This window comes from Halobellus ruber (assembly GCF_014212355.1).
GTDB classification, from domain to species: Archaea; Halobacteriota; Halobacteria; order Halobacteriales; family Haloferacaceae; genus Haloquadratum; species Haloquadratum rubrum.
In genome coordinates, this window is sequence record NZ_JACKXD010000003.1 from 278421 (window position 1) to 300982 (window position 22562).

Annotated in this window: 19 protein-coding genes; 10 read left to right on the plus strand and 9 right to left on the minus strand. The window is 68.5% G+C overall.

Translation table 11 applies throughout. The features are described 5' to 3' along the window. Nucleotides 1-364: 364 nt before the first annotated feature. Complete coding sequence (locus H5V44_RS09855; protein WP_246403898.1) at nt 365-610, minus strand: hypothetical protein; 246 nt, start codon at nt 608-610, stop codon at nt 365-367. A 54-nt stretch (nt 611-664) separates the two neighbouring features. After that, nucleotides 665-1495, minus strand: coding sequence for a TrmB family transcriptional regulator (locus H5V44_RS09860; RefSeq protein ID WP_185192952.1), 831 nt, complete (start codon nt 1493-1495; stop codon nt 665-667). 436 nt (nt 1496-1931) lie between these two features. Here H5V44_RS09860 and H5V44_RS17270 point away from each other — a divergent pair, with 436 nt between their 5' ends. Next, the gene (locus H5V44_RS17270; RefSeq protein ID WP_343067732.1) at nt 1932-2498 is read left to right on the plus strand and encodes a TrmB family transcriptional regulator; all 567 of its coding nucleotides are present in this window, start codon (nt 1932-1934) and stop codon (nt 2496-2498) included. A gap of 216 nt (nt 2499-2714) precedes the next feature. Here the strand turns inward: H5V44_RS17270 and H5V44_RS09870 are convergent, their stop codons facing one another. From H5V44_RS09870 to H5V44_RS09885, 4 genes are all read right to left on the minus strand, one after another. After that, on the minus strand, nt 2715-4019 hold the full coding sequence (locus H5V44_RS09870; protein WP_185192953.1) for an ABC transporter permease: 1305 nt from the start codon (nt 4017-4019) through the stop codon (nt 2715-2717). Next, on the minus strand, nt 4016-5239 hold the full coding sequence (locus H5V44_RS09875) for an FtsX-like permease family protein (RefSeq protein WP_185192954.1): 1224 nt from the start codon (nt 5237-5239) through the stop codon (nt 4016-4018). The genes H5V44_RS09870 and H5V44_RS09875 overlap by 4 nt, the downstream gene beginning before the upstream one ends. A 2-nt stretch (nt 5240-5241) precedes the next feature. After that, nucleotides 5242-6003 (minus strand): ABC transporter ATP-binding protein, encoded by a 762-nt coding sequence (locus H5V44_RS09880; protein WP_185192955.1) that lies wholly within the window; start codon nt 6001-6003, stop codon nt 5242-5244. 114 nt (nt 6004-6117) lie between these two features. Further along, on the minus strand, nt 6118-7023 hold the full coding sequence (locus H5V44_RS09885) for a hypothetical protein (protein ID WP_185192956.1): 906 nt from the start codon (nt 7021-7023) through the stop codon (nt 6118-6120). A 234-nt stretch (nt 7024-7257) separates the two neighbouring features. On the opposite strand from H5V44_RS09885, the gene H5V44_RS09890 reads away from it, so the two are divergent. Further along, nucleotides 7258-9228: a PGF-pre-PGF domain-containing protein gene (locus tag H5V44_RS09890; protein WP_185192957.1), complete on the plus strand. Its 1971-nt coding sequence runs from the start codon at nt 7258-7260 to the stop codon at nt 9226-9228. 59 nt (nt 9229-9287) lie between these two features. Here H5V44_RS09890 and H5V44_RS09895 read toward each other — a convergent pair whose 3' ends face one another. Beyond that, complete coding sequence (locus H5V44_RS09895) at nt 9288-9878, minus strand: metal-dependent hydrolase (RefSeq protein ID WP_185192958.1); 591 nt, start codon at nt 9876-9878, stop codon at nt 9288-9290. Nucleotides 9879-10104: 226 nt separating this feature from the next. Here H5V44_RS09895 and H5V44_RS09900 point away from each other — a divergent pair, with 226 nt between their 5' ends. From H5V44_RS09900 to H5V44_RS09910, 3 genes are all read left to right on the plus strand, one after another. Further along, entirely contained in the window at nt 10105-10359 is a 255-nt protein-coding gene (locus tag H5V44_RS09900; RefSeq protein WP_185192959.1) for a hypothetical protein, read from the plus strand. A gap of 290 nt (nt 10360-10649) precedes the next feature. Beyond that, nucleotides 10650-10988 carry a hypothetical protein gene (locus tag H5V44_RS09905; RefSeq protein ID WP_185192960.1) on the plus strand — a complete coding sequence of 113 codons (339 nt, stop codon included), beginning with the start codon at nt 10650-10652 and terminating at the stop codon, nt 10986-10988. Nucleotides 10989-11117: 129 nt separating this feature from the next. Then, nucleotides 11118-12773 carry a MinD/ParA family ATP-binding protein gene (locus H5V44_RS09910; RefSeq protein WP_185192961.1) on the plus strand — a complete coding sequence of 552 codons (1656 nt, stop codon included), beginning with the start codon at nt 11118-11120 and terminating at the stop codon, nt 12771-12773. 57 nt (nt 12774-12830) lie between these two features. Here the strand turns inward: H5V44_RS09910 and H5V44_RS09915 are convergent, their stop codons facing one another. After that, a complete protein-coding gene (locus tag H5V44_RS09915) occupies nt 12831-15461 on the minus strand; it encodes a right-handed parallel beta-helix repeat-containing protein (RefSeq protein ID WP_185192962.1) in 2631 nt (876 codons plus the stop codon). A gap of 364 nt (nt 15462-15825) precedes the next feature. Between H5V44_RS09915 and H5V44_RS09920 the strand changes: the two genes are divergently transcribed. The 5 genes from H5V44_RS09920 to H5V44_RS09940 all read left to right on the plus strand — a co-directional run bounded on the left by H5V44_RS09920 (nt 15826) and on the right by H5V44_RS09940 (nt 21610). Beyond that, nucleotides 15826-16101: a hypothetical protein gene (locus tag H5V44_RS09920; RefSeq protein WP_185192963.1), complete on the plus strand. Its 276-nt coding sequence runs from the start codon at nt 15826-15828 to the stop codon at nt 16099-16101. Then, nucleotides 16101-17150 carry a DUF4350 domain-containing protein gene (locus H5V44_RS09925; protein ID WP_185192964.1) on the plus strand — a complete coding sequence of 350 codons (1050 nt, stop codon included), beginning with the start codon at nt 16101-16103 and terminating at the stop codon, nt 17148-17150. Before H5V44_RS09920 ends, H5V44_RS09925 begins: the two co-directional genes overlap by 1 nt. Continuing rightward, a complete protein-coding gene (locus H5V44_RS09930; protein WP_185192965.1) occupies nt 17143-18180 on the plus strand; it encodes an AAA family ATPase in 1038 nt (345 codons plus the stop codon). Before H5V44_RS09925 ends, H5V44_RS09930 begins: the two co-directional genes overlap by 8 nt. A gap of 81 nt (nt 18181-18261) precedes the next feature. Further along, nucleotides 18262-20520, plus strand: a complete 2259-nt coding sequence (locus H5V44_RS09935) for a DUF4129 domain-containing protein (RefSeq protein ID WP_185192966.1) — start codon at nt 18262-18264, stop codon at nt 20518-20520. A gap of 52 nt (nt 20521-20572) precedes the next feature. Further along, nucleotides 20573-21610 carry a DUF1616 domain-containing protein gene (locus tag H5V44_RS09940; protein WP_185192967.1) on the plus strand — a complete coding sequence of 346 codons (1038 nt, stop codon included), beginning with the start codon at nt 20573-20575 and terminating at the stop codon, nt 21608-21610. A gap of 25 nt (nt 21611-21635) precedes the next feature. On the opposite strand, the gene H5V44_RS09945 is transcribed toward H5V44_RS09940, so the two are convergent. Further along, the gene (locus H5V44_RS09945) at nt 21636-22556 is read right to left on the minus strand and encodes a hypothetical protein (RefSeq protein ID WP_221625670.1); all 921 of its coding nucleotides are present in this window, start codon (nt 22554-22556) and stop codon (nt 21636-21638) included. Nucleotides 22557-22562: the final 6 nt, after the last annotated feature.

Genomic DNA, 22562 nt, shown 5'->3' on the forward strand with positions numbered 1-22562 from the left:
GCCGTCACAGTACCGAAGCCTCCGTTCCGGGTCACGAGGAACCGCAACACCGGCGTTCTGTGCGTTGATGAGGGGCATCCGAGCCGTTCTCTCGATTGTCTCACGGAGATCGGCGCTGAAGCGCTTGGTCCAACTGCGCCGGAGTGTCGGCTGGTCGGGACCGGAATCGAACCCCAGCGACCGACGGGGCTCGGAGTGCTGCCGGGGATGTTCGACGAACGCTGTTTCGTGGCCCTTTCAGCGGGAGCGTTCTGAAAAGCGGTGGCATCTCCTACCGGGTCGGACCGGAGTACTGATCGTGGGGGCTGATACTGTTGGGTATAACTACGTGAAGATTTTCGACACCCCGAGGTGTCGAAGTCCGTCACGGGACTACAGCCGACAGTATGAACTCCACGTAGGACAGTGAATACTGACGGACGAGCCGCTCGACCGGGTTGTGAGCGCTGTGTTCGAACCGGATTCCCGAGACGGTCCGGACATCCTCAGTGAGCGCCGTCGGTGAACCCTGGTCGTACGGTGGCGTCGAGTCGTAGGCCGGCCGATCGAGCTGCTGTGTCGTCGCTCTCGATTGGAACACGTCGCGTCGGGACGCGGCAGTCGGTGCCATCGGAGACGCCTCAGTCGTTCTCAGCGAATCCTGTGGCGTTGCGTCCGGCGGGATTCAGGCGTCGCCGTCCCCCGGATCATCCGCCACCGGCAGTCCCGTGGCCATCAGTCGTCGAACGATCGTAACGAGCCCGTTGTCGAACCCACGGCCGAACACCCCCTGTTCGTGTTCGCGACCGTCCTCTCCGGTTTCGGTGAAGGAGCTCACTAGGATCGTCTCGCGGTCGGCCAGCAACAGCCGACTGATCTCCGTGTTGTCCGACGGGAGCGTCGATCGACTCAACCAGTCCAAGCCCGACGTGAACACATCGACGTCCGGGAGAGTATCCTGAACCTCGGCTCGGAGGTCTTCATCGGCTGTTCCAATGAGGAGGTTCACACCGCGCTCCTGGCCCGTCCGCAACTGCTCGGCCAGTCGGTCGGTGAAAACACTCTGGTGCCCGATCACGAGAACCACCTCTTCGGTCGCCCCCTCGATCAACTGTTGCGTTCGACTTGTGATCCCCTGGTTACCACTCAGCGCCCATACTTCGTGGGTCGCTTCCGTCGTCCGTTCGTCGTCAGCCGGGTCGAGTCCACTGAGAGCGCTCCGGAGTGACTCGGTCCGCTCGACGTACTCCGACTGGAGGGTGTTGACAGCCTCGTCGATGGAGACCGCCCGAAACACCTGCGGGTTCGAGTGTTGGGTCTCGACCAGTCCCTTCGATTCCAGTACGCGAATCGCGTCGTAGACACGCGTCCGGGGGACCTCGGAGGTCTCGCTGATGTCCTTTGCTGTCCCGCGCTCGCGGCGTGTGAGCGCCACGAACGACCTGGCCTCGTACTCCTTGAGTCCGAGTTCCTTGAGCAGTTCGATCGCTTGGTCTTGATTTGAACTATCGTCCATTGGTCCCAACCTCAACCGCTACTGTCCCGTTCGGTCCCCGGTTGGTTAATTCACCGGACTGAGATATGACGATGTAACACGTACAATCATAAAGACACGCCGAATCGGGAGGGTACGGGTCCAACAAAACCGGTACTCCGTCAGTGTTCACTCAGTTACTCACAACACCTCTTTATACCGGCAGCACGGATCGTAGCGTGGCGTGTGACAACAGATTTGGTCCCAACCTCTCTGTCGCTACACGCCACAAACCACCACACCAGGTGGTTTTCACGGGACTGGTGACGAGGTGATGTCCGACGACCCATCCGACCAAGCACGGTCTACGGCCGTCACACAGCTCAAAGCGCTCGGTCTCATACTGTTGGCTATAACTACGTGAAGATTTTCGACACCCCGGGGTGTCGAAATCCGTCACGCGACGATAGCCGACAGTATCAGTACCTACGCCGCTCGAACGTTCGTCGCCCTCGTTAGCCTCGGCGAGGGGACTGCGCAGGCCGTGAGTGAAGTCGCCGACGTTCCCCGAACGCGCGTCTACGATGCGGCCAGCGAACTCCAAAACCGCGGATTGGTCGACGTGAAACGGTCGAGCCCCAAACGATATTGGGCGATTTCAACGGAGACGGCCGGCCGACACCTCGAACAGGAATACAGCCACCGCGTGGATGTTCTGACGGACGCGCTCGATGCGCTCGATACCACGAGTCGCATCACGGAACAGCGAGGCGTCTGGACGGTGACCGGCCGGGACGCCGTGACCGATCGCGTGGTGGAGTTCATCTCGAACGCCGACGACGAAGTCGTGTACGTAATCAGCGTCGACAACTGCTCTCGGCCGTCGGATCCGGATTCGCAACGTCTGTCGATAGCAACGAGCGACGGCGTCAGGGCCGACAGCGAGAAGCGGGTTCGGACAGGGGATCAGTTCCGCCTGAGCCCCGCTCCCGCCCGCCCGACCCCGTTAACGACGCTGCCGCCCGCCGCCCGGGCCCGTCCGTAGCCTCGGCGCAGCGCGGCAAAGGCCGTTCCGAACCCGAGCGCGACGACGTACACGACGAACAGGACAATAATGTGTCCCACATCGTAGGCGTGCTCTGCTAGCCCTGAGGGATCATCCATATTCGGGATTCGTTTTCATTATATAAATAGGCTTGGGTCCAATTATCATATATAATTTTGGGGCGGTCCGGTATGCCGCCCGCGGTGGTCACCGGGGCTACCGGGACAGGTGCGCGAGCGGCCGCAGTCGCGCCACTCGGAGACTGGCGGCGAGGCCGGCGACGAGGCTGGTCAGGACGGCAATCGCGAATCCGGCGGCAAGAACGGACGGTGGGGTCCGGACGAGTCCCTCGAACCCGACGACAGCGAGCGCCAGGCGGTTCAGAGCCGCCGCGGCGGGCAGGGTGAGGCCGACGCCCACCACCCCACCGAGTCCGCCGAGTACGATCGCCTGGATGCTGACCACGCCGGCGAGCGTCCGCGGCCCGACGCCGACCGCCACGAGCGCGGCGAACTCCGCCCGTTGCCGGTGAACGGCACTAAACAGGAGGTTGACGGTCAGCGCCACCCCCGCCACCGCCGCGAGCACGGTCAGGCTGACACCGCTCGCGATCACCACGGCCTGCTGTCGGAGCGTCGCGCGCAGCTGTTCGCGGTTCGTCCGGACCTCGTACGCCGGGTAGTCTTGTTCGAGTTCCTGCCGCATCCGGTCGGCGCTGACCCCCTCCGCGAGCGCCACGGTGACGAACGTCGCGCGGTCGGCGTCGGTCCCGCCGGTCAGTTCCTGGAGTTCGCTCAGGGGCACGGTCACCGTCGGCGACCTCAGGAACCGCGTGTACGTGCGTGAAACGCCGACGACGCGGAACGGGCGTTCCCGTGCCTCCGCGATGCTGCCCCCGATGTACAGCGTGTCGTTCACCGACACGTCGAACCGTTCGGCCGTCGCCGGATCGACGACCACCTCTCGGGTCATCGGTCCCTGGTAGGTCCCGTTGGCGTAGTGAACGTCCCCGCGGGTGAACCCGCTCCCCGCGCGCAGGGTGACGGCGTTCGGTCCCGCCGGACCGCCGGTCCCGACGTAGGTGACGAACTCGCCGGACTCGTTTGCGACGTACACCGACTGGAACGCGATCGGCACGGCGGTTTGGATCCCGTCGCGTCGTTCGAGTTCCGCCGCGAGATCGTGGGCGTCGACGACGCCGTTTCGTATCCCGCCGATCTCCCCCGGTGTCACCTCGATTGCGCCGCCGGTCACCCACAGGTCGCGGTCGGCCGCGGCGAACTTCTCGCTCCCGGTTTCGACGACGCCGACGCCCAAACTCCCGAGCAGCGTCGCCGAAAGCACGGCGAGCGCGATCCCCGCGATCATCAGCCCCGTTCGGGCCCCGTCGTGGCGCAACTGCGCGACGGCGACCTCGACAGCCCCACGGGCCCGGTTCGCGGCGGCCGGACCGCGTCCGCGACCGTCGCCCGGGTCGCTCCCGGGACGACCGACGGATTTCCCCGGGTCCGTGTCGCTCATCCCGACATCACCTCGACGGGATCGGTGCGGATGCTCAGCCAGACGGGGTACGGCGCGGCGAGGAGCCCGATGAGCACCGTAATCACGACGCCGTACCCGGCGAGGATCGGGGGGAACGACGCCAGTTCGGCGACGCCCAGAAACCGTGTGCTGAGCGCGTTGATCACGCGGACCAGCACGGCCCCGACGGCGACGCCGACGAGCCCACCGAGGAGCGTCAGCGTGATCGTCTCCCCGGCCACGACGGTCGCCCGCGACCGCGTCGAGAAGCCGAGCGCTCCGAGCGTCGCCAGCGCGCGCCGGTCCCCCGTGACTTCGAGCCCCATCAACGTCGCGACCAGCAACCCCCCGACGGCGAGTGCGACGACGAACGCCGCCGCTGCGAGGGCGCGTGGCAGCCCGGACTGTGAGACCTGCGCCGCCCCCAGCCCCGACCGCGTCACGACATCCGTCGACGGGTACAGTCCCTCGAGCACCGGCCTGACCCCCGCGTCGGTGGTCGCCACCAGCAGCTGATCGGCCTGGTCGCCGTCGGTCGCACCCGCCACCGCCTGGACCTCCGCGAGGTGCCCGAGCGCGACCGGCACGGTTCCGGCGCCGGTCGTCGGACCGCCGCCCTCGACCCGCTGGACGGTGAACTCCCGGCCGGCCGTCGTGAGCCGGCTTCCGTTCGACGCGTTCAGCAGCCCCGCGGCGCCGTCGCTGACGACGAGCTCCCCGGTCCAGCGGCCGTCGTAGTCACCGTTCGCGTAGTGGGGGTCCCCCGGCGCGAGCGGGGCCGTCGACAGGCCGAACACCTGGGTGGTCGCCCCGTCGGGGGGCGGGATCACCCCGACCAGCAGGACGTACGCCGAGTCGTCGGTCGCGGGGTTGGTGACGTTCAGCAGGCCGAGCAGGACCGGGGTGGCGTAGGTCACGCGGTCGTCGGCGGCGACCCGCGCGCTCACATCGTGGACCGCGCCGAGCCGGGGTCCGTCGGTGTCGGCGACGAGGGTGGAGCTCCCCGACTCGGGAACCACCCAGAAGTCGACGTCGTCGCTCTGTACGGTCGTCTGCGACGCGAGCCCCAGAGAGAGCCCCGTGATCGCAACGACGAACGCGACCGTGACCGCAACCCCGCAGACGGCGAGGACGACGCCGGCGGGCGCCTCCCCCCTGAGACGGCCGAGGAGGCGTCGCCCGCCGAGTCGGAGAAGCGACGCGGTTCGGGTCCCCCACATCGCTACGCGACGCGCGCCCCGTCACGGAGCCGCACCACGCGGTCGGCCCCTGACAGCACCTGGTCGTCGTGTGAGGCGACGACGACGCCACGGTCGTCCGCGAGGTCGGCGAACAGTTCGATCACCCGGGCGCCGGTGTCGGAGTCGAGTTCCCCGGTCGGCTCGTCCGCGACGACCAGGCCGGGGTCGGTCGCGAGCGCCCGTGCGACGGCGACGCGCTGTTGTTCGCCGCCGCTCAAGGCTCCGGGTCGGTGCGTCTCCCGGTCGGCCAACCCGACAGTTTCGAGCAGTTGGCTCGCCCGCTCCTGCCGGCGGCGCTTCGCGACGCCCCGTTCGATCAGCGGGAGCGCCACGTTCGCGGCGGCCGACAGGGCGGGCAGGAGGTGAAACCGCTGGAAGACGACCCCTACCCGGTCGAGCCGCAGGCGCGTCCGCTCCCGGCGGGAGAGGGTGGCGACGTCCCGCCCCGCGACGCGGACGGTGCCGGCGTCGGGCGTGTCGAGGGCCGCGAGGAGGTGTAACAGCGTCGACTTGCCGCTCCCGCTCGTCCCCGCGACGCCGACGAACTCGCCGGGGTGCACGTCGAGGGACACCCCATCGAGCGCACGAACCGACCGGCCGTCCGACCGACCGAGCAGGCTCCCGTCACCGCGGGTGTACTCGCGAACCACGTCACGACACGATACCGCCGGCGCGTCCGGGTCGTCGGACGCCGGGCTGGCGTCGGGTTCGGTGCGGACCGTCCCGCGGGTCGTGTCACGCATCTCCTCGGTCCCGTGTCACGGGCACGGCCTCTTAGCACTACCGTCGCGACACTCCGCACTCGCGCCCGCGTCGAACCGGCGGCTCAGCGGCGTTCGGTGGAGTTCGGCGGGGCGTCACTCCCGCCGTCGAGCCAGTCGGTACGCGAGCCCGGCGAGCAGCACCACGACGAGCGTCCCGGCCGGGGCGCGGGTCGGAGTCTCGGTCGCCGTCGTCCCGCTCTCGTCGGTCGACGGCAACAGCACGTCGTTGCGGGTCGACTGAGTGTCCGGCGTGGCCGGGGCCGACGCGGTGCCGGTGTGTCGGGTGAGCCTGAGGTCGCCGGCCGCACGGAACCCGAGGAGTTCCCGTTCGCCGAACGCCCGGTCGGACCCGCGGACGGTCGCGTACACCGTGTAGTTCCCGGGTGCGAGTCGGGCCGTCGGGAGCCGCCCGGCGTACGTGTCGGGTCCCGACGCCGTGAGGGTGCGCTCCCGGGTGGCCGAGTCGTTCGCAACCAGCACGGTGACGGCCGCCGCGCCGGCGCCGCGGAGGTGGCGCGTTTCGACCGTCGCGTTGACTCGGCCTCCCGCCGGCGCGCGGTCGGGCACGCTCGCATCGACCTCGTAGCCGCGGACGAGGACCGGGTGGACGACCTGGTGGACCCCGTCGTCGGTGAGCGAGAGGACGTACGACCCCGCGTCGGCGTCCCGGAGGTCGATGCGCAGCGTCCCGTTGCCCTCCGCCCGCTGTTGGGTCAGGATCTGCTGGCGGTTGTTGTAGGCGTAGACCCGGTACGCACCGTCGGTCGGGGTCTCAGCGGTCACACACACGAGCCCGGGGTCAACCCGGGCGGTCGCGTCGACTTCGTAGGTCACGCCGTCGAACGAGCGGGTGACCGACGGCGTGTCGACGCTCCCCTCGACGGCGAGGCTGTACCCGTTGCGCGCGATCGTGCTCCCGCCGGCGAGTCCCGTCGCCGCCAGCGCGACGAGGGCGAGCAGACACAGGACGACAACGGTACGCCGATCGGACCCGCGCATCGGTGTCGCTCCGGTCGCGACAAGAATAACGGTTTGTACTCCGCCCGTCCCCGGATCGTCATACTGTTGGCTATAACTACGTGAAGATTTTCGACACCCCGGGGTGTCGAAATCCGTCACGGGACGATAGCCGACAGTATCAGGGTCGGCACCGGGCGTCGCCCGTGTGGTCGATACGGACACCGACGCGACCCCGGAAAGTATATTTGTAGTAACGTTTTTATATCCAGTAGTATGGTCACTGGCGGGTCACCCGGGACCACCCACGTCCTCGCCACCCTCCTCGTGGTCGGGTTGGTCGCCGTCTCGGCGCTCACAGCCCCGGTCGCCGGCGATCACACGGCACCGCCCCCCGACGACGAAGTGTTCAGCGCGAACTCACAGATCGACGTCTGGGAGCGCGCGGTCTTCCCGCTCCGTGCAGACGTCTCGGGGGCGCCGACGGCGGTCCCGAACGCCGCGTTCACGCTGGCGAACGCGACCGGCACGTCCAACCCCCTCGGGAAGGACACCGTGGGCGTCGTCACGGCGGGCGATCCCGTCACGCTCGATTTCACCGACCGGCGCGCGCTCGCGAACCTGAGCGGCCGGGACGTCCACCTCGTGGCCGCCCGCCTCGACTCGAACGCGTCGCTCCCCACCTCGGTCCCGGAGTTGACCACGGCGCTGTGGAGTAACGGCTCCGACGCCGCGGCGAGTTACGACATCGTGCGCCGGACCTCGCTCGACGGGGACGGAAACGCCCAGTTCACCTACCGGCCCGACACACCCGGCGAGTACGTGTTCTACCTCGCGACGAACGAGTCGGGCGAGCGGGGCTTCGTCACGACCGGCCCGAACGATGATAATATCACCGTCGAGGGGAACGTCACCGTCGTCGGTGTCGACCAGGTGTCCGTCCAGCGTGGGCCCGCATCCGTCGACGCTCCCGGCGCCGTCACCCGCGGGGACAACGCGACCTTCGAGGTGAACGTCTCGCCGGACGTCGGATCGAGCGGCGTCGCCCACACGCTGGTGCTCTACGACGAGGACGACTGGACGGGGTCGATGCACACCTACGCCCTCACCGATCCGATCGACCGCAACTTCGACGCCCGGGCGAACGTCACCGCGACCCGGTCGATTGCGGCCGTTCGCGGCGAGAGCCGGGTCGACAGCGGCGCGAGCGTCTTCCGGGTGCCGCTCGACGACAATAACGTGTCGCGGGCCGTCACGGTCGGCGGGCTGGCGGACTACATCGTTACGAACACGAGTCCGTCGGCGCCGTCGGGGGCGTCCGCAAGCGACGTCCTCGACGCCTCCGGTGTCGCGCTCGAAAACCGCCCCGGCAACGCCACTGTCGACGTTGCGACCCTCGGCGCGTGGGAGACCGGGACGTACCGGTGGGTCTACGTCGCAACGGCCGGGAACAACTCCTCGGCGTTCGTGACGGACACCGGGACGGTCTCCGTCGAGGCGGCGACCTCCGGCGGGGGGTCCGTCTCGACGGCGTCGAGCGACGAGATCGCGAGCGGCCAGGAGTGGCTCAGCTCGGAGTCCTCCGTGGGGATCGACCTCGAGGAGCGGATCGGCAGCTCCCGTCAGCAGAACGTCACCCGCGTGGAGTTCGAGTTCTCGTCTGCGACCACCGGTTCGGTGTCGGTCCAGGAGGTCACCCGTAGCGCCGCCGAGGTTCCAGCCCCGCCGAACGGGACCACGGCCGCGTACCTTGACATCTCCGTTCCGCAGCCGGTCCGTGACGAACCCGCGACGGTTCGGATGCGGATCGCGCGCGACCGCCTCGACGAGGTGGGGCTCGCCCCGGAGCACGTGCAGGTCTCTAAGTACGACGACACGTCGGGGTCCTGGGAGTCGTACACAACCTCGGTTGTGCGTTCCACCGGCGACTTCGTGACCGTCGAGTTCCAAGTCACCGGGTTCTCGGTGTTCGCGGTGACGGGCGGGGGCACCGAAGCGACGACCGCGACGGCCACCCCGACCGCAACGCCGTCACCGACTGCGACGCCGTCACCGACCGCGACATCGTCACCGACCGCCGCACAGACACCCACCGCCACACCGGCGGCGACGCCGACCGCGACGCAGACGCCCCCGGACTCGGCCACGCCCGCCTCCGAACTCGGCGGGTTCGACTCCGAACTGGTACTGGTCGGTCTGCTGTCAGTGCTCGGGATCGGTGCTGCTATCCTGTTGCGTCGGCGGTGACCACCGCGCTTCGGACCGTCTCCCGACTGTCCCGTCGCGGCTCAATACTCCGCTCGCGACTACTCCGTCCTCGTCGACCCCCGGATAACCATCCTGAACAGCGCTTTCAGTCCGGGGAATCCGTCGACCGCCCAGAGCCCGACCAGGGCGGCGAGCAACGCCAGCTGTTGCCCGAAGCGGGTCGCGAGTAGGTCCCGTGGCGACTGGTAGGGCAGAAAGCGGAGCCTGATGATCCACACGTTGAGGTGATCGAGAAAGCTATCAGAGGGGTACGTCGGCGGCGCGCGGAACGGCCACAGCAGGAAGGACAGCGCCCGTAGATCCCCCTGGAGCAGCGCGGGGTAGGAGTCGCCGAGCAGATGCGTGAGGAGACCGACCGAGAACGCCGCCCCGAGGTCGATCCGGTCGCGGTTCCGTGCGACGTACACGGCGAGGACACAGGCTGCGATTGCGAACACCAGCGAGTGGCCGATCGCCCGCCCGTCGTACACGCTGAACCACCAGTTCAGCGGTTTGTCGATGAGGTCCGGGAGCTGGGTCGCCACCGCCAGAACCAGGACCGCCTGGCCGCCGGGCGCCCGCCGGTGCCACGCTCGCCCCCCGAGCGAGTAGACGACGTAGCCGACGGCGAGGTGGCCCCACGGGAGCATCTTTGACAAGCGTGCGAAGTCGGTGGAGCAACCTAAGGTTGCCGAAGGAGACACTCGCGGCAACGCGGGGCGGTTGGGCTCGCTCCGGACCGGTTGGTTCCGTGGCTGTCACGTCGCAGTCAGCCCGTCGATCCAGGAAAAGTTGCGTGCGCCGGCAGCCCCATTCTTATTTTTGAGAGGGAGATGTCCCCGCTACGTTTATTATTCATCACTTCGATTATCACGTATGGAAGACAAGGAGTATCAACCGCCGGAGGTTACCCGGCGCTCCGCCCTCGGGTCGTTCGGCGCGTCCGCCTCCGGCACTGTCGTACTGATGGGATCGATTCCCGGTAACCCCTCACAGGTAGGCGGCAACGGGAACGGGAACGGGAACGGCAACAGCAACGGGAACGGCAACGGCAACGGGAACGGGAACGGGAACGGCAACAGCAACGGGAACGGCAACGGCAACGGCGGCAGTGGCCACCCAAGCGAGTAGTAGAACCGGCCTCGGTCATTACGCTTCTCTCACTTCACCCCCCTATCGCAACGCTGATCACGCGATTCTCAGAGGTGAACGGTCGGGTCGCCGTTCACAACCGAACGTTCCCGGTATCATTAAATACCGCTTCACGGAAAACTGATACTTACGAACGAGGTAGCTGAACGAAACGCGTGATCCGATTTCCATTCCGACTCGGCGACGTCCACATCCCGACCCGTTGGGCCGCCGTCGCCCGCGGCATTCCGTCCGCCACAGCTCCGGGAGCGGAGTCACGGTAACCGCAGATGGACTCCGATCCGTCCACGGGCCTCGGCATTCTCGCTCGGAACCGGCAGTCCCTCTGGATTCTCGCCGTCTGCTTTTTCGGTATCGGTGATCTGGTCACCACCGGCATCGGACTCCGGACCGGACAGGTCGTCGAGGTCGGGCCGGTCGCCGGGCCGGTGGTCCGAGTGCTCGGGTTCCCCGGAATGGTGGCGCTGAAGGTAGGGTTTCTGGGAGCCTGCTTCGCCGCTTGGCGGCGAGTCCCCGATCCGGACCGGGTGGGAATCCCGCTCGCGCTCGCCGCGATGGGAGTGCTGATCACCGGGTGGAACCTCTGGATTCTGATGGCAGTCGCGTGAGCCGGCGTCCGCCTCTCGCGCGGTCAGTCCCGTAATTCCGAATCCGCCGAAACCGGGCAGTATTAGTATCAATGCCGATAATTGGGAACGAAGATTTACCCGTCGTATAGTGGAATCGTACAACAACGGATGAGCAACGTATACACCGTCGTCGGCGTGACAAGCGGCGTCGGTGCAACCGAAACAACGGCAGGACTGGGGCGTGCACTTGCCGATTCGGGAGAGGGCGTTCTGCTCATCGACTGGGACCGCTCCACGCCGGATCTCGCCGCGCGGATGGGGCTTCCGGATCCCGAATTCACGATACGAGATTTGGAAACGGGCGAAATGCGGATGGGCGAGGTCGCGTACACCGGCCAGTCCGGCGTTCGCTTCCTGCCGGGGTGTTCGGTCGACGAGTCCTCCCCCGACGACGGGAGAATCGACCTCGCGGGGATCGTCGGTGACCTCGACGGCGTCGACGCCACGATCCTGATCGATACGGGCGAGGCGTTCACGCCCGCGGCGGCCGACGCGTTCGAGGCGTCCGACGGCGTCCTCGTCGTGTCGACTCCGGATTCGACGGCACGCCGCCACGCCGCCGTCCTTCGAGAGTCCCTCCGGAACGACGGGCATCGGCCGCTCGGGACCGTTCTGAACCGGACCGAAGACACCGCTCCGGACGCCGACGGCGTCCTCGCCCGCGTCCCGGAGGTCGACAATTTCGGTACGCTACCTGGCGGGTCGGACGATGCGAGAGCCGACGCCTACCGGCGGTTGGCGGACGAACTGGAGCGCGTCGAGTCCGCCCCTGATACCGACGGAACCCGATCTACGGTCGCCGCCGGTCCGACGGCGGTGGAGCAGCAGTCGGCGGACGGGTTCGTGACGCCATCGCTCGCCGATCCTTCCGATCGCGCGGCAGGCCCGAGTTCCGGGCACAGCAGCGCGACGGCCGCTGATGATGGGGAGCGGGAGGTGGACGGCGGTGCTGGTGGGGAGCAGGGTGCGGTCGGCAGCGGTGACGGGAGGGAGTCAGCGACGGACGCGGCCGGGGAGGTCGAGCGCGGAGCGTCGACAGCGGGGAACGAACACGAAGCGCGGGCGACGTCCACGACGACCGAGGCCGACGATGATCCGGCGGCGGACGCGGCGGCTCCGGCCACCGCGGCCGAGGGTGGCAGTCAGGCGGCCTCGACCGACGGCGACGACGACCGAATGCGGGTCAGCCGACGCGCGGCGCTCACGCTGATCACCGGACTGCTCGCCGCGGTCTCCGGGGGCAGCCTCTGGATCGATTCCGAGGACGACGGGTCCGCAGAGTCGTCACCCGAAACTGCGTCGGAGGAGGTCGTGGGGTTCGGGTACGGCGGAACGCCGATCACCGAGGGTGGCGCGGCCGCGATGTCGACCGCCACCGGCATCGCGACGACAGAGGACGGAGGGACTGGAGGCGGGAGTAACCCGTCGACCTCAACCCCGACAACCACCGCGACGGAGACGACAGCAACTCCGACGAACACCACGACAGCAACCCCGACGGACACCACGACAGCAACTCCGACGAACGCCACGACAGCGACCCGGACTCCCACATCGACTCCGACGTCTGCACCATCAGCCCCACAGGGCGGTGCCGGAGGCCCTGCGGGTGGTGGCTCCGGTGGAGCGGAGAGTACGACATCCACGGCCGCGTCGACTTCGACGACCACGACCACCACTACCTCGACCCCGACCGACGACGGTGACAACGACGACTACGGGGAGGTTGGATACGGCGAAGGTGGGTACGGGGGGACGGTTTGATGATCGCGCCGGGGGACGGCGCTCGACACGGCGGGTCGAAGGGTCGTCGAGGTACCGCTACTTCCGGCGGAAGACGACGAAGCCGGCCACGACTACGAGAGTGACGATCCCGCCGACGGCGACGGGGTTGAACCCGGCCCGTTCTTCGACGGGCCCACCCGTCGTCTCGACGCCGTCAGTGGTCTCCACGCCTCGGGTCGTCGTCCGATCACCCGACGGAGCGTCCGTGGTCGTTCGATCGTCCGGCGCCGCGGGTTCGACCGGCGTCGCGGTCCGTCGCTCCGGGGGAGCGTCCCGCGTTCCGACAGCGAACGGCGAGAAGGTGGACGTCGCCGCCGCGACGGTCACCCGGTCGCCGTTCACACCCACCACGCTCGTTTCGAGTGCGGTCCACTGACCGCGGGTGTGGTGATACACGACGAGATCCTCCGGCGCAGCACCGTCGAAGGTGGTTATATCGACGGTGAAGCGCAGTGTCGCTTCGGCGGCCGTCCGATCCTGCGGCACGCTCACGTCCACGTACGCCGCGTTCGAGGCGTCCGGCACCGGCGGCACCGAATCGGGCGGACCGCTCAGCGGCTCCGCCGCGGCGGAGCCACCCGTTCCGCCCGAGCCGAACTCGATCCGGAGCCGACTGACCCGCTCGCCGACGTTCAGATCGGCACGTCCGTCGATGATCAGCGCCGTGACCCTGTCGCTCCGGCTGCTGTTCGACGGGCGATTGTCGTCATCGTCATCGTCACGATTCGGAACGGCGAGCGTGAGTGGGTTCGTGGACGCGTTCGCCGTACCGCCGCTGTCGTCACGCGCGACGACGGTCAGCGACACGTTCCCGGCTGATCCGGTCGCGCTGTCGAGGTTGACACTGACGTTTGCGTCGTAAACGTTTGCGGGGTCGTCGCCGTCGTGTGTCAGCGACAGGCTCCCGTTCCCGCCGAACGCGGTAGCGTTCGTGGTAACGTTTGCGACGCCGACCGGATCGGCGGCCCGGGCGCGCACCCGCAGGGTGTCGCCGTCACCGACGGTGCCGTCGCCGTCAGCCACGTCGGTGAGCGTCACGTTCGAGAGCGTCGGTGGATCAGTCGAGAGCGTCGTCAGCGTGGCGTTCGTGTAGAACGGCGCGTACGTCACGTTGCCCGACACGGTCGCCCCGGTTCCGGGAGCGACACCGCCGGGGCCGGTCGGCGCGTCCCAGTAGTTGTGGCCACCGTCGACGGGCGTCGTGACGTTGACCGCGACGACGCCTCCGGCGCCGAGGAACGCCGAGTCCCTGACGGTGACCCGTTCGGCGCCTCGCACCGCGAGCCCGGCCTTCCCGTTGCCCTCGAAGGTCGACCTCGAAACCGTCAGCCCGGATGTCGGCGGCGACCGGCCGTGGTGGCCGTCGGTGCCGACTGCAACCCCGTGACCGGCGTTTCCGGCCGCCGCCACGTCGACCAGCGTGGTGTCGTTCCCGGTGACGAGCAGTCCCGTCCCGTCGTTGTGGCGGACGCGGACGTTCTCCACGAGCGTGCCGTCCGACCGGGTAACGACGATCCCCTCGTTTCGCACCCCAGTGACGTCCAGATTCCGGAGCGTGACGTTCTCCACCCCCGGCCCGGAGAGGGTAAGCCCCCGGGCGGGCTCGTTGCCGCTCCTGTTTGTGATCGTGAACCCGTCAACGGTGACGTTCGATGCGCGGACGTCGACGACAGGCCCGGCGTGACCGGCCGCGATCGTCGTGGCGTCCGGCCCGCCGGAGGCGACGAGCGAGACCCGTTTGTCCACGACCACGGGTCGTGAGTGCGCGTACCTGCCGGGGAGAACCGATACCGTATCGCCCGGCTCGGCGGCGGCGACCGCGCTCGGGAGCTTATAAACCAACCGCACCTCGTTCTCGTTCGCCCGGACGTCACCGGAAGGCGTCAGCGGGATCGCACCCCGACGGATCGTGTTCTGGCGTGCTATGTGCCGTAGATCCGGCGTCGTCGTGTTGTACGCAAACACGGCTTCCGTGATCGTATTCCCGCTGGCGGTCACGTTTCCGATCGGACTGTCGCCGTACGTGGACTTCCACCGATCGTTCGCGGAGACGTCACCGGCGAACTGGGCGACTCTGATCAGATTGTCCGTGATGATCCGATTCGACCGACCGAGGTCGTCTCCGACACCGTTCGACACGGTGAGGATCCCGACCTCCGAGCCGGTGATCGTGAACTTCTGCACCTCGTCACCGGTGACATACACCGTCCCGCCCAATCCCGGCAGGACCGACCGCGTCAGGGTGAACCGATCGCCGGTCACCTCGACGTTCCGGAGCGGCTCGGAGGCGTTGTCGGCGGTGAGTTCGAGCCCGCTGACAGTCACACCCTCACTGTCGACGTACATCGCCTGTGCACCCGATTCCGGAACGACCTCGGCTTCGACGTTCTCGCGGTCGTTGATCACCCCGCCCTGCTCCGTCACTCCCCGGAGAGTCACGTTCGGCGTGTCGACGTACACCCCGGCGCCGTTGGGTCCGGAAGCCTCCCGGTACGTCCCCGGGTAGACGCTGATCGTGTCACCCTCGCTCGCGTTGTCGAGCGCGCTGGACACGGTCGCCGTCGCGTTCGTGCCGATCACGTACCCGCCGTCGACGACGTCGCCGGTGCTTTTGTTCCGCCAGTCGTCGTCAACGACTATGTCTGTCCCCGGCGGTGCTGCGGCCACCTCGCCGACCGCGACGGCGCCGAGGCACGCTACCCCAGTTATCAAAACTAATATTTGAAGCGCGACGCGCGTACGGTTCGATTCCGCCGACATTTGTGATATCACCTTTGAAATCCGTTTTTCAACCGGCCGAGCCAGTCATTGACAACGTCGCGTAGCGTGTTGTGACAATATCAATGTAGAAACCAGGGATGATAAATCCATCCATCCGATCGACACGTTCGGCCTGGTTCCAGCGCTTCGGAACGGGACGGCGGGAACCGGGTGGTCGGGAACCACAAAACGCGCCGGCCGTTCTGTTCCTATGCAGCCCGCCTTTCGGATAGTCGTCACATTCAAGATTAGGTGTCCGAATTAGACGACTATGCCAGTCACGAGACGCCGCCGGTTCGTCCACGCGAACCTCGCGTGGCTGCTCGCGACGGCGCTCGTGCTTGCGCTTCTGGATGCGCTCACGTACGAACTGTTCTTCGTCGTTTCGCTCATCGGGTTCCTGATCGTGGTCGAGCTGACGGCACCGTTTCGAGTCACGCCGGCGTGGCGGCGGCGGTTGAAGTGGGTGATCCTCGTCGGACTGCTCGGGTTCGCCTACGTGGTGGTACAGCGCATCATCGCGATCCTGCCGCCGGAGGTGCTCTGATGGCACGGTGGGACCGCCCGACGCTCGTGGCGGTCGCGCTCGCCGTCTGCCTTGCGGCGACCATCCTGTGGGCGGGGTCGACATCGGTCGCCGGGTTCAGCGCGTACAACTCGGAGTGGAACGGAACCGCGGACCTCCGCGGACACGCCGACGCCGTCGGCGCGGAGGCGACGGTCGTGACCGACACCGCGCAGTACGGCGGCGTGCCGCCGTCCGGAACGGTCGCCGTGGTCCTCTCCCCCGATAGCCCGTACACCGATGCGGAGACCGAACGCCTCCGGGAGTTCGTGCGGCGGGGCGGCACGCTCGTGATCGCGGAGGACTTCGGTTCGAACGGCAACGCACTTCTGGAGGGTGTGGGGGCGTCGACCCGGATCGACGGCCGGTTGGTGCGAGACGAACGGAACAACTTCCGGTCGCCGAACCTCGTGGTCGCGACCGAGGTGAACCAGTCGGGCCTGACGGGCGGCGCGGACCAGCTCACGCTCAACTACGGGAGCGTGCTCGAACCCAACGGCGCGCGTGTCGTGGTAGAGACCTCCTCGTTCGCGTACGTCGACGAGAACGGGAACGGAGCGCTCGACGACGAGGAGTCGCTCGAACGCCGCCCCGTCGTCACCGTCGAGCGTATCGGCGACGGACGTGCGGTCGTCGTCAGCGACCCGAGCGTCTTCATCAACGGGATGTTGGAGAAAGACGGAAACGCGCGCTTTACCCGGGGCGTGTTCTCCGGCCACGAGCGGGTCCTGCTCGATTACTCACACGTCGGGGAGACGCCGCCGTTCGTCGCGGCGGTCCTGACGCTCCGGCGGAGCCCGCTGCTCCAGGGAACCGTCGGGCTCGCGGCGCTCGGCGTGATCCTCGTCGTCTCCGCGCGAGTCTCGGCCGCTCGGTCGGGCCGCGGGCGGACGAACGACGGCCCGCGGGCGTCCCGCGAGCGGCTGCGACGAGGTCTCGCGAACCGTCACCCGGACTGGGATCCGGGGCGACTGGACCGCGTTATGCAAGAGATTATGACAGACGAGTCTGAACAGGGGGACGATGACTGACCCCGAGGAGTTGCTCGAGGGGATCCGTGAGGAGGCCGGCCGCGTCCTCATCGGAAACGAGGACGTTCTGGAGGGGTTGACCGTCGCGCTGTTGACCCGGGGGCACGTGCTGCTCGAAGGGGTTCCCGGCGTGGCCAAGACGACGATCGCAAACCTCTTCGCCGGAACGTTGGGCCTGCAGTACCGTCGCATCCAGATGACGCCGGACCTGCTGCCCGCGGACATCACCGGAACCCGGATTTACCGATCGGAGGCCGGCGAGTTCGACTTACAGAAGGGGCCGATCTTCTCGAACGTCGTCGTCGCCGACGAGATCAACCGGGCGACGCCGAAGACGCAGAGCGCCCTCCTGGAGGCGATGCAGGAGCGACAGGCGACGATCGAGGGTGAGACCCACGAACTCCCGTCGCCGTTCATCGTGATCGCGACGCAGAACCCCATCGAGATGGAGGGAACCTTCGGGCTGCCCGAGGCGCAGCGCGACCGGTTTCAGTCCAAACTCCGGGTCGAAATACCCGACCGGGCGCTCGAAACACGGCTGTTGGACGCCTTCGATGCGACCCCCGATATGGGATCGAAGGATGTCAGCCCCGTCGCGGATCGGTCGGACATCCTCGCCGCCCGCGAAACCGTCACCGAGGTGTTCCTCCAGGACGCGGTCCGCGACTACATCCTCGACATCGTCGCGGGGACGCGGGCGAGTTCCAGCGTCGCCCACGGCGCGTCGCCGCGCGCGGCGATCGCGCTGCTGCAAGCCTCGAAGGCCCGGGCGGCCATCCGGGGCCGCGATTACGTCATCCCGGACGACCCCAAGACGTTGGCCGACCAGGTGCTGGCCCACCGGCTCGTCCTGTCGACGGACGCGGAGCTCAGCGACGTGACCCCGAGGGACGTGATCGAGGAGGTCTTAGACTCCGTGACGCCGTCCGACGGGATCGGCGGGACCGACGGGGCTGAGGGGACCGCAGTCGGTGACGGCGGCTCGGGCGCCGATCCGGACGAACAGGCCTCCGTCGACTCCGAGGAGTGACCGCAGGACCGTGTCGTACCGTGATCTCCTGGTCGGACGGCCGACGATGACGGACGATCCCGTCGGGACCCCGCGAAACGGATGACCGACACCGCCCGACTCCTTCCGGTCCTGTTGGCGCTCGCGATCGTCGGGTCATCGGTCGGGACGGTCGGGGCGCTGTCGCCCGCACCGCCCACAGGGACGGATGCTGCCGTCGATCGGCCAGCCTCCGGACCGGTCGCGTTCCAGCAGGGACCCCCCTCGGGTCCTGTCGGGATCCAGCACACCGACCCGGCGGAGGCGGGCGAGGGTGACGGCGGGGGCGACGGGTCGGGCGAAGCGGGCGACCTGACCGCCGTCCGGCGGTGGCTCGGGGATCGGATCGGGACGCTGCTCGTCGCGTGCGCCCGGGAGAGTCGGACTAACGGTAACGGGACCTGCGAACAGTTGGCCGAGGAGTACCCCTCCCTGGCCGGGCGGTACGCGGCCGTCGCCGAGGAGACGGCCGATCCCGACGACAACAACGTGAGCCGCGTGTTGAACCGGACGGGCGAGAACCAGCGGGAGTTCGCGGCGGCGGTGCGGAACTACCGTCGGGCGCTCGAGGCGTACCGGAACGCGGACGATGTCAGCGACGAGCGCCGCCGGTCGCTCGCCCGAAACGTCTCGCGGTACGGGTCACGGGTCGAGGAACTCGGCACGGACCTGGCGACCAGCCACGAAGTCATCGCCGAGAACAGCACCATCGACGTCGGGCCGGCCCGCGACATCACGACGAACGTGACGACGAACGTCAACCGGACAACCGACGAGGTGCGGACCCGGGAGTTCGTCCCGCCGGAACTGACGGTGTCGGCGACGACCCGCGAGGTGTCGTTCGCCGACCCGACAGTCGTCCGGGGACAGTTGCGGGCCGAGGACGGAACGCCGCTCGCCAACCGCACCGTCGAAGTGCGGACGCCCGAGCGGACCATCCGAACGACGACTGATGCCGCGGGCGAGTACACCGTGACGTACCGACCCACGACCGCGCCGGTCGGAGCCGCCACGGTCGAAGCGGCGTACCGTCCGCGGAACGACTCGCAGTACCTCCGGACGACCGCCGGAACCGACGTGACGATCCGCGCCACCACCGGAGCGGTCGAACTGAACGGGACCCCCTCGGGCGTCGCCTACGGCGACGACGTGACGGTTCGCGGATCCGTCCGCGCCAACGGGACGGGTGCGGCGGGGGTTCCGGTGACGGTCACGCTGGGCGGGGTTCTGCTGGCGGAGACGAACACGACGGACTCGGGGGCGTTCTCCGCGTCCGGACGCCTGCCTGCGTCCATCCCGGCCGGCTCCCCCACGCTCCGCGTGGCAGTTCCGCAGGAGGACCGCGCGTTCGCCGCAGACCCGGCCGCGGCGAACGTCACGGTCACCCGGTCAACACCCACCCTCGTGGTGAACACCGAACGGCTCGACGCCGACACGGCTCGGGTGTTCGGCGGGATGTTCGTCGGCCAAAATCCGGTTTCGGACGCGCGGCTGACGGTCCGCCGCGGGGGCGAGACGGTCGGGACGGTCGCGGTCAGCGACGAGGGCACGTTCGAGACGAACGTGTCGGTCCCGGAGGTGGCGGCGAACGAGTCGACCGCCCTCACCGTGGCGTACGATCCGCCGCAGGGGAACGTCGAGGGGGTCGACCTGCGGGTCGGCGTGAGTTCCGCGTCGACCGGTCTCGTCCCCGACGTCGAGAACCCCGCCGGCGGATTCGTGTCCGGGTTCGGGAACCCGGTCGACGAACTGGAGTTCGAGTCGGTCCGGAGCGCGGACCCGGTGTTGCTCGGCGGCGGGTTGGTGGCGTTTCTGGTCGTCTTCGTCATCGCCTCCAGCGGGGTCCTCAGACGGGTGTGGCGCGCCGTCGTCCGTGGGTTGCCGGCCGCCGTCGGCCCCCTGCTGGGCGGGGGCTACGCCGCGAGTCGGCCGGACACGGTGATCCGACCGCCCGACGAGACCGACGACTCCGATACCGACGACGACGCGGCGGACGAGGCCGGCGCGCTGCTGGGTGCGGCGACGGAGCGGCTCTCCGGCGGTCGGGCCGACGAGTCCATCATCGGCGCGTACGGGGCCGTGCGACGCCACCTCGACGCCCGGTTCGGCGTCGAACCCGCGCTCACCCACTGGGAGTTGCTGCGGCGGTACGGGGGCTCGCTCGACGCGGAACGCCGCGACGCCCTCGAACGCCTCACGGAGGCGTACGAGCGGGCGGCCTTTTCCCCCGCGCGGAGCACGACCGAGACAGCACAGGACGCGATCGACAGCGCGAGCGTCGTCGTCGGGGAGCGAGTGGAACCGGGGTCGGCCGGTGACTGACCGGTCGCCCGCACCGACCGACTTTTGTCGATCCGTGCGGAGTGTACGGTGAATGGCGGCTGACACTGATCCGGGGTGGCGCGCGTACCTGCCGCCGGCGGTGCAGGCTCTGCCGGCGGACCTGGCGGCCGTCGTCGCGCTCGTCGTCCTGACCGTTCTGTCGGCGGTGCTTCCGGGCGTCCGCGAGACGCCGATCAGGGTGGTGCTCGGCCTCCCGTTCGTCCTGTTCGTCCCGGGGTATGCCTTCATCGCCGCGCTGTTTCCGGAGGCGGGAACGCACGGGTCGGACGCGGACGCCCCCTCTGCGGAGGAGTCGGCCGCGCCGTCCCGCGATCGCGGGATCGACGGCATCGAGCGGGTGGCGCTGTCGTTCGGGACCAGCATCGCGATCGTCCCGCTCATCGGGCTCGCGCTCAACTTCACGCCGTGGGGGATCCGGCTGGTCCCGATCCTGGTTTCCGTAAGCGGGTTCACTCTCGTTGCGGCGTTCGTGGGCACGCGGCGTCGGGCCGCGCTCGACCCCGACGACCGGTTCGCGGTGCCGTACCGGGAGTGGATCGCCCGCGCGCGCCGGGAACTGTTCGAGCCGGACACGAGGACGGACCTGGCGCTGAACGTTCTCCTCGCGGTGAGCATCCTGCTCGCCGTGGGAAGCGTCGGCTACGCCGTGGCCGTCCCCCAACAGGGCGAGTCGTTCACGGAGTTCTACCTGTTGACCGAGGGCGAGGACGGCGACCTCGTCGCGGACGGCTACCCGACCGACTTCGTGGCGGGCGAGCCGGAGTCGCTGGTCGTCGGCGTGACGAACCAGGAACACGAAGAAGTCTCCTACACGGTGGTGACCGAGGTGCAACGGGTGGAGACGGCGAACAACTCCACGACGGTACTGGAATCGGAGTCGGGGCCGCGGTTCTCCCCAACACTTGCACACAACGAGACCTGGACCCGACAGCACCGGGTCGCGCCCACCCTGACCGGCGAGCGGCTCCGGCTGACGTATCTGCTCTATCGGGGTGACCCGCCGGCGACGCCGACCACGGAGAACGCTTACCGCGAACTTCACCTGTGGGTGAACGTGACCGCGACGTGACCGGATTTACGAGGCGCGCCTGGGGTCACCACTCGCAGGTGACGAGCGTCCGGTCGTCGGCGTCCGCTACCTCCACCGAAACCGGTCGGTCGAGCCCGAGCGCGAACGCGGTGCCGAAAAAGGACGCGACCGGCTGATCGAACCCCGTGGCGTCGTCGTAGACGCCGCCGCGGATCGCCACCGTGGCTCTGCGGTCGTCGGCGTGCACCTCCGGGTCGGCGGCGTCGACGAGCTCGAACTGTTCGACGACCGCGTCCCCCACCTGCGTCACGAGCGTCCCGGGATCGTCGGCGACGGGTTCGGTCGTCGCCTGCTCGAACTCCCGGACCAGCCGGGCCGCCGTGGGTCGGACCGCGATCCCGCGTCGGTCGGCCGAGTCGGGGAGCACGAACAGCGACGAGAGCGCCTCGTCGTCCGGGAGGTCGTACCCCGGCGACTGCGGCACGAACAGTCTAACCGGCACGCCCGACTCGCCGTCCCGATCGACCGGGACGTAGACGCTCGGGTCCGCCAGCCCGAGTTCGTCGCGGAGGGCCGCACCCGTCTCCGCGACGGCTTCGTAGACCGACTGGCCCACGGTCGCGGTGACGAACCGCTCGGGGGTGAGGTACCACGTCAGGACGCCGCCGAAGAGGCCGACGGCGCCCAGCACGAGCAGCACCTCGCGGGCGACCGGAAACAGGACGCCCCCGGCGACGCCCACGATCCCGAGAACGGCGAGGGCGACCGCCGACCGGCGGTACTCGCTGCGGCGGGCGCGGGCGTACTCCTCGCGCAACCGCCGGTTTTCCGCACGGAGTTCCTCGACGACCGCGGTCAGTTCATCCCTGTCGAGGTCGGAGGCGTCGTCGATTCCGGGGTCGGACGCTGCGGCGGTGCGTGCGTTGCGCTCGGCCTCGTCGTCCGCTTCGGTCGCGTCCGCGGTGGTTTCCTCCTGTGTGCTCATACGGGG